The sequence below is a fragment of the Paenibacillus sp. LX16 genome (assembly GCF_036252815.1).
GTDB lineage: Bacteria > Bacillota > Bacilli > Paenibacillales > Paenibacillaceae > Paenibacillus > Paenibacillus polymyxa_B.
In genome coordinates, this window is record NZ_CP141152.1 from 5015731 (window position 1) to 5023898 (window position 8168).

Below are 8168 nucleotides of genomic sequence, written 5' to 3' on the forward strand. Positions count from 1 at the left end.
AGTTTTGATTTTTAGTATCAAAATTAAACTTACTCTGTTTCCTTAAGTATAATCTTCGAGAGTGCTGACAGATAATGTGTTTATGTAAAACAAAAAAGCCGCGCTTATCACGGCCGTACCATAATTATTGCTCATATATTTAGCCTGTTCATTATGCAGCTCTTTTCTCATCTACTCTCTGAAAACAATATCCCGTATATAATGCTTCAATGATAAATTCATTTAATGCCTCCAACATGTATGCAGGTGCATCCCTGTCTGCTCCAAACGTTTGCCCGCTATCATGAAGAACGATAACAGCTCCACCCTTTAGCTTGGACAGCAGCCTTTGCTTAATTTTTTGCTTGCCGCCAGAGCTCTTCCAGTCACCTACAATAACAGACCAAAGAATCATGCGAAATTGCTTCATCAAAAAAAAATCAAATAGGTTAATGACTCCCCACGGGGGCCGATAATAGAAGGCTTTCTCTCCAATAATACGATTAATGACATTGGCCGTTTTGTTTACCTGCTCGCGAACCTTCTTAGGACTCATTAAAGCATTTGACCAATGTACATAATTGTGGATTCCGACAAGATGCCCTTCATTATGCATCCGTTGGATTAAATCGGGATATTTCTCTGCTTTGCGACCAAGGACAAAAAAGGTACCCTTTATATTATGTTTCTTTAATAAATCAAGCAAAAGAGGCGTAAATTCTGGGTCCGGACCGTCATCAAAAGTTAAGGCAATGGGCTGCTCGCCCGTTCCCCTTTTATAAACTCCGATTCCAAATAGTCGGATTATAAGGGTCGGGATAATCGTGTAGACGAGTAATCCACTAATGATAATTATCAATGTCTGCTTCATGATCCTGCTCCTTTTTAACAGTAATAAATCCATGCTTGCCTTTTTTCTAGGAGCATATCTTTATTTCACTGGATCTATTATTCATTGCAATAGTTCCAAAAATAACTTCTAATGAAGCAAACGCGGACTCTTTAGGATGGAACTGTTTAGTATTTTCTATCATATGTTGAAGAAGTTTTGCATCATCTACTAATTCCGATTGTATGGCTGTGACAAAAGATCAAATTTCTGAATAGTAGAGCTTCCATCACCAATCATGCCGCTTTGTCTCCGCGTTTTCTGATATAGATATCCATAAACTTGAGGGAATGTTTTTACGGCTTGGAGATAAACATTTCGACTCAAATGATTTATATAAGGATGGACCCATTCCATAAAATCAATAATGACAGGTTCCATATGAGGAAATCGAATTTGCATCGCATCTTGTATTGCTTGGGCTACTTGAATGTGACCATCTCCATAATTTCCGGTAAGAATCAACATTTTTTCTTTCGTTCCTTTTTTCATGGAACACAGCTCTCCTTTTCAAAAAATCAAATCTCAGAAGCTGTTAAGAATTACTTTCCTTTTATGTTAAGAGAAATCGGCATAAACTGAAGGCACAGAAAGGATACTTTCATATGCCCAAGAAATGATTCTTATTATTGATGATGAAATGAAATTCGGGAGTTGGTGGGGGTATATCTGACTATGACGATTAATATTTTTAAATCAGCAGTTCGCCTTATGTGAAAACCGTTTGAGCTGCTAGAATATATAGCAACAGTGAAATCATAACTTTGTTGTATTTCCTTTAAATCTATCAAAAGTGAACTTGCGAACCTTCGGCCAAATCAAAAATGTATTTAAACATGTGTCGGGTCAGTTTAAAAAAAGGGAAAAATAAAGGCTGGTCTAGCTTTAGAAAAAAACATCCCGCTTGTAATCGATTAACAAACAAATTGATACAAGTTATTACAATGGCGAAACTGAGATATGCAATGACGAGACTGAAAACTAACGCCAAAAAAATCTCAAAGCAAACATTTCTTTTGCCGTTTATCAGTTTCAATTCTCTACCCAACTCCCCAAACGGTTTTTATATATCGAGGCTCTCTTGGGACATCATCTATTTACTCGTGTAAATTCAGAATTTAAACTACTACCGTATTATCTAAATTTCCTAAAGGTTGATTCCACACATCACGCTTTGCTCCTTTTCCGACTTTTAAGAATCATGAATATGACAATTCCTATGATTAAGGCAAGTCCCACATATATACCGTAGTGATAAATCACTGTCCCGATTGTTTCCACATGACCACCTGCAAATTGGCCAACTACAAAAAAGACAGACGTCCAAACAAGCCCGGCTGTATAGGAATAAAGGATATAACGGCGAAATGACATTTTATTAATTCCGACTAAATAGGGAACAATATGCCTCACCACCGGAAAAAAGTAGCTAAAACTCAATGCAATATTTCCATATTTATTTAGAAGGTGTTCTGATGTTTGTATATGCTTCCCCAATTTTTTTTTATGGCGAAGTTTATCCAGCACCGGCGAACCGAAAAACCTGCCTAGAATATAACCAAGAGATAGCCCGGAGATAACTCCTAAATAAGTGATAATAAATGCTGGGAAATAATGAAGCAATCCTACTTTGCTAACGGCTCCGCCGGTCATAACGACAACCTCGTCCGGTATTGGCATTCCAACAATTCCGAGCCATAATGCAAAGAATAAAGCAGCATAACCAAACTGCGCAATCCAATGAATTAGTGTGTCATAACTCACTTAAATCCCCTCCTTCTTACGGCATGTATAAACAAAAGCAGGAGGAAAATTGAGGGGCACAAAATTGATTTTATCAATAATGAATTTCTCAGATAAATGTTTCTTCATCTGAAGGGAGTATTGAAAAGCGATAAATTTGCCCTCTGGTTTTAAGGCTTCGGTAATTTGATGGAGTAAAGTTTCTCTTAATTCGCTCTTAAAATTAAAAAAGGGTAATCCGCTAATAATACAGTCCAACGGATCAATGCCTTGTTGATTCATTATTTTTGTTAAATGACAAGCGTTTGAATGACATGACATGAGAAGTTTGGGTAGGTTGTTTGCAAAACCCTCCTCATCTTATCGTCCATTTCAAACAATAACACCTTAGCAGATCGATTTACTCGCAGTTCGATAAAGCGTGTGATAGCTCCTGTGCCAGAACCGAATTCTGCAATTGTGGTTACCTCATTCCATGGCACAGATTGAACCATTTTACTCGCTAGAAACCGTGAACTAGGCAAAATACTTCCGACTCGCTTTGGATATTTAATATATCTTTGCAAGAACATTGCATACTGATTTGAAGTCAAATGACTCTCCCCCTTTCTTCTGTTTTTTTCATTTGTCCACCAGCTTATGCAGTAAGGCCGGATAATTTTGACTTGAACCACTTGGTTGTGATAAAGGTGCCAACGGCTATGATTAAAGAAACCACGGCCAATTTAGGATCGATCAAATCTAGCAAATTCAATATATAATGTCCAAGGAACTTGCCAAAGGCAAAGAACGTTGCGGTCCAAATAAACGCGCTGGAATACGAAATCAAAGCAAACTTCTTGTATGAGATACCGTTTAGACCAACGAATACAGGCAAAATATACCGAACAACTGGTATGAAATGTCCAAGACACATTGCGATATCTCCGTGTTGTTCAAAAAATTTCTCTGCTTTCTGAAAATGACGGTTGTTTTGAAACTTTAGTTTGAATTTTTCTCCAAAGATTCTGCCCGCAAAATAAGCAATTGTAATTGCTGTAAATAAGCCAGCGAGGATAACAATATATACAATCCACGGGTTTAAAGCTCCGTTGTTACTCAAAATTCCACCTGTTAGTATGGTTATTTCATTTGGAACCGGGACACCGAATGGACCTAGGCAGAAGGCTAAGAAAAAAAAGAGATATCCATAATGATCGACTAGCTGTAAGACGATATCGCTAATCATGTTCTAACCTCCTCGTTAATGTCGATGAAAGTATATTATTATAAAAATCTTAGGAGCTTATAGGGATATTTCTAAAGAAATTCTGAAGTAATACAAAAACGCCTTTAATTCTCCCCTTCAAGCCATGGATTGACATCTTAAACTTTTTACGCCCAATGTAGGAAAGGTCTGATCAGCTTTTAACCAAGCTAATCAGACCTCAACTTTATCCTAACACTTTGGTAATTCTACTTCTTTAGCACTGATGGAAATTGAAAAAGAGAGAATTCTCTCTCCTATTCCCGCCCGTACTGACATTGAAAGAATAACAATAGCAATTAGTTATCTTCTGATCAAAGTTATTAAGTACTCCACTGATCCCGGAATCATTCACCTTGTAATGAAGTGTAACAAAGGCATCCCATTTTGAGAGTGAAAGCAAAGCTTCACCCTACATACAAGTAGAAGAAAATACACGATCATAAACGATCACAAACATCCTCCTCCCCAACATTATGAAGGGATACAAATTAGAATAGCGCTTGGCCTTTCTATAGCCATAAATATCATTGAATTGCGTGGCGAAACAGTTTGCCCTTATAAAAAAGCCTTACCGACTTGGTCGGTAAGGCTTTTTGGGTTGGATAATATAGATTTTAAACCTTCTATAGATGAATCTTTAGATTTTCTTTAGAAATATACTCATTAATTCCTTAGTTTTTTTCATTATGATTTTCTGTATCGAAATAATAAAGAGGTGCAGAAATAGAGGGGATTGGGCCATGTGCATCGGTATGTTCTTCCCAATCGTACGACATTTCCTCCTTATGTCTTTACTTTAATTTTCTCATTTTTAATCGTTTCGGTATCCATCCGTTTCGATAAAAGAAATAAATTTGTTTAATATTTGTACCTTATTCAGCATTGTTCCTGACAATAAAAACAGTAATGGAGGAAAATCAGTTGAAACTTAATGAATACCTTTTATTTTTGCAAAGCTTTATTCGCAGCCCAAAAAATGTAGGCAGTGTTATACCAAGCTCCCAATTTCTAGCGACCAAAATGGTGAAACAAGCCCCCTGGAACGAGATTAAGGCAGTCGCAGAACTCGGATCGGGTACAGGTGCTATCACCCGTTTTATCAACGCCCAGGTGAGCGAACCCACGAAAGTATTATTGTTTGAGATGAATGAGACTATGAGGAATAATTTACAGACAGAATACCCAGACTTCTCCTGTCATCCGAACGCTGCTCAGTTAGTAGAAGCAATGAAGCAAGAGAACATTCATCAGTTAGATTGTATTTTTAGCGGACTACCTTTTTTTAATTTTGATCGTGAATTGAGAGATACCTTGGTTGAACAGATCTATAAAGCACTCAAACCTGGAGGCTTGTTTATCGCCTTTCAATATTCGCTTCAAATGAAAAAGCAGCTTTCCGAAAAATTTATCATTGAAAAAATTGATTTAGTGCCTTTCAATATCCCTCCCGCTTTCGTTTACGTCTGTCGCAAAAAGGAAACAATTTAAATGATGATGACACTTTAATTCACTCCATTAAATGTTTCGCTTATGCCTATGTAGAAAAAGCGAAGAATTTACCTTATTATCAAGATATCTATACTAGTTGCGTAATTTCAGGTACCTTAAACACCTTAATTCTACCAAGTCAAAAAAGAAGGAGCAGTCAGTAATGAATACCATTCTTGTTGTGGATGATGATTCCGAGATTCGGGATGTCATTCATGTATATCTTCGTAATGAAGGATACCATGTAATTGAAGCAGCCGATGGTGAAGAAGCCCTGGATGCCATAAAGACAACACCGATTCAACTGGTTATCCTAGATGTCATGATGCCACGAATGGATGGAATCAGAGCATGCCTTAAAATAAGGGAAATATCGAATACTCCGATTATCATGCTGTCAGCCAAGGAAGAAGATATTGATAAAATTAACGGACTGACTACCGGGGCCGATGACTACATGATCAAACCGTTCAATCCATTAGAATTGCTTGCTCGCGTAAAAGCGCAGTTACGTCGTCAAACATTAATAGGAAAAGAAGAATTTAATTCCCTTATTCTTATTAAAGACCTGATCATCGATAAGAGTAAACATTCCGTGAAGTTAAAGGGCAACGAAATTTCGTTGACTCCTCTTGAGTTTGCTATTCTGGTCTTGCTTGCCAGCCATCCTGGGCAGGTTTTTAGTTCGGAGCACATTTACGAAAATGTGTGGAAGGCGCCATACGGATTTTCTGATAATACCGTAATGGTTCATATTCGTAATTTACGAGAAAAATTAGAGCAGTTCCCAAGAGATCCTCAGTATATTAAAACGGTGTGGGGAGTTGGCTATAAAATTGAATGAACATGTACAAAAGTCAAAACGAAAAAAACGAATTCAAGTCAACATTTTAATCAGAATGGTGCTAAGTTTAATTATCGCCATTGCTATAAATGATATTCTCATTTTACTTTTCTTGAAAATTAGCAGTGCTATGGAATGGTATTGGTTTCGCAATTTTTTTCCTTATCTTCTTACCCCCTTGTTTATGGTAACGTTTATTTTTACTTTTTTAGTTTTGACACGGCGAATCGTTAGAGACTTAATTACATTGGAGCAAGGGCTTCAGATTATTTCCGAAGGTAATTTAAAATATCGGGTATCTATTGATCGACAAGATGAACTCGGGCGGGTCGCGTCCAACATTAATCGAATGACAGAACGTTTAGAGCAGCAAATCGTAAAAGAACGTGAAATAGAGAAGTCTAAGATGGAGTTGATCACAGGTATTTCACATGACTTGCGCACTCCTCTGACAAGCATTATCGGCTATATCGAGCTTTTAAGAACAGACTCATATCAGGATAAAGATGAATATACGCGCTTTGTTCAAAACACCTATAACAAAGCGATTCATTTGAAGAAGTTGCTCGATGACTTATTCGAATATACCCGCCTCACTTCGGTCGATACCCATTTAAATCTGAGAAGGATCAATTTATTTCAACTCTTGGATCAATTGCTGTTCGAGTTCGAACCCATTGCTCAAGAAAACGGTGTATATATCGTGAAAGATATCGGTGACTCCCCAATCGTTGCCTCCATTGACAGCGATAAAATTGCCAGAGCAATCGATAATCTTCTCATGAACGCCTTAAAGTATTCTTTGAAGCCGGGAGGCATTTGCATTCGACTGAAAACGAGTCCTGAGCAAATTACGATTGAGGTCGAAAATAAAGGAGCTCCTCTCACGCAAGATCAAGAGGAGAAGCTATTTGATCGTTTTTATAAAGTTGACCATTCAAGAAGTAGCGAAGGTATTCAAACAGGAGCAGGACTGGGCCTTTCCATTGCTAGAAATATTGTTGAGTTACATCAAGGCACCTTAACGCTTAATCATAGTAATAACGTATTTACATTCCAATTGAAATTGCCTTCTGAAATTAGCTCAAGTAGCTAACCGTGTCAATTAAAGTTTTTTCTAAAGACTTCTATGGAATGCGGAGAAGCTCCGCTTCCTAAACCTCTTATTTCAATCCCCCATTTCTTACACAATTACTCATAAATTTTCGTTAAGTTTCTAAGGTACGCCGAGTACATTGCGTTCTCCGTTCCAGTTGTCTGGTATACTGTGCTTTCACATGTTGAACTACCAATACAGTCCTTAAAGAATATTTATACAGTGACGGATTATTTTGATTTTACATCTTCATTTTCATAGTCTACAATTTTATTTTCCATATTCCCCTGGTTAATAATATGATATTTCTATAAATTGATTACAAACAAGACCCTCGAAGATTTTAAGTCCATACGACTGATGATCGATAATCATCATCATCTGCATTTCCTCAATATACTGAATGTCGCATATAACGTGCTTAAATGATCAATTTTCTTTTTCAAAGAATTATCTCTAATAATCTGTCCATCTTTAGTCCATTGTCCATATATTTGAACTAACCGCCCTGTAGTTCATGAGAGTTCAAGAAGTGCTGTCTTCAGATGCTCTTTTTGAACTAAAGTTAGGTTATTATCCATTTTTATTTTATTAAATTCTTCTATCAAATCTCTTACTAATTCATTATTCACTTCTTTCAATGAAGCCATTATATCTCTAGCCAGTTTATTAATTCTCTTTTGTTCGAATGATAGCTTGATTTTACTTAATTCTTTAAATAGTGAACTTATGGAATGGTTTGATTCTTAGTATACCAAAGGTAAACTACGATTTCTGTTGTGTTTTGTCGATTTTCCAATAAATTGAAATAGTTACTCAGCGGCACTTGACGTCAGATTCCTGTGGTGGATTTTTCCCTTTCATTTGGAAAAAAAACACC

At 36.9% G+C, this 8168-nt stretch carries 7 protein-coding genes and 1 pseudogene; 3 read left to right on the top strand and 5 right to left on the bottom strand.

What is annotated here, in order from left to right:
- Positions 1–151: 151 nt before the first annotated feature.
- The 5 genes and pseudogenes from T3H97_RS22585 to T3H97_RS22610 form a co-directional block, all read right to left on the bottom strand.
- A complete protein-coding gene (locus T3H97_RS22585; RefSeq protein ID WP_328800947.1) occupies positions 152–850 on the bottom strand; it encodes a polysaccharide deacetylase family protein in 699 nt (232 codons plus the stop codon).
- 189 nt (positions 851–1039) lie between these two features.
- On the bottom strand, positions 1040–1360 hold the full coding sequence (locus T3H97_RS22590) for an MGDG synthase family glycosyltransferase (protein WP_328800948.1): 321 nt from the start codon (positions 1358–1360) through the stop codon (positions 1040–1042).
- A 675-nt stretch (positions 1361–2035) separates the two neighbouring features.
- Complete coding sequence (locus T3H97_RS22600) at positions 2036–2632, bottom strand: DedA family protein (RefSeq protein ID WP_328800949.1); 597 nt, start codon at positions 2630–2632, stop codon at positions 2036–2038.
- A pseudogene (locus T3H97_RS22605) lies at positions 2633–3204 on the bottom strand (class I SAM-dependent methyltransferase).
- A gap of 44 nt (positions 3205–3248) precedes the next feature.
- Positions 3249–3839 carry a DedA family protein gene (locus tag T3H97_RS22610; protein ID WP_328800950.1) on the bottom strand — a complete coding sequence of 197 codons (591 nt, stop codon included), beginning with the start codon at positions 3837–3839 and terminating at the stop codon, positions 3249–3251.
- 942 nt (positions 3840–4781) lie between these two features.
- On the opposite strand from T3H97_RS22610, the gene T3H97_RS22615 reads away from it, so the two are divergent.
- From T3H97_RS22615 to T3H97_RS22625, 3 genes are all read left to right on the top strand, one after another.
- A complete protein-coding gene (locus tag T3H97_RS22615; protein ID WP_328800951.1) occupies positions 4782–5348 on the top strand; it encodes a class I SAM-dependent methyltransferase in 567 nt (188 codons plus the stop codon).
- 163 nt (positions 5349–5511) lie between these two features.
- Entirely contained in the window at positions 5512–6192 is a 681-nt protein-coding gene (locus tag T3H97_RS22620) for a response regulator transcription factor (protein WP_023990458.1), read from the top strand.
- A complete protein-coding gene (locus T3H97_RS22625; RefSeq protein WP_328800952.1) occupies positions 6185–7288 on the top strand; it encodes a sensor histidine kinase in 1104 nt (367 codons plus the stop codon). The genes T3H97_RS22620 and T3H97_RS22625 overlap by 8 nt, the downstream gene beginning before the upstream one ends.
- Positions 7289–8168 lie beyond the last annotated feature (880 nt).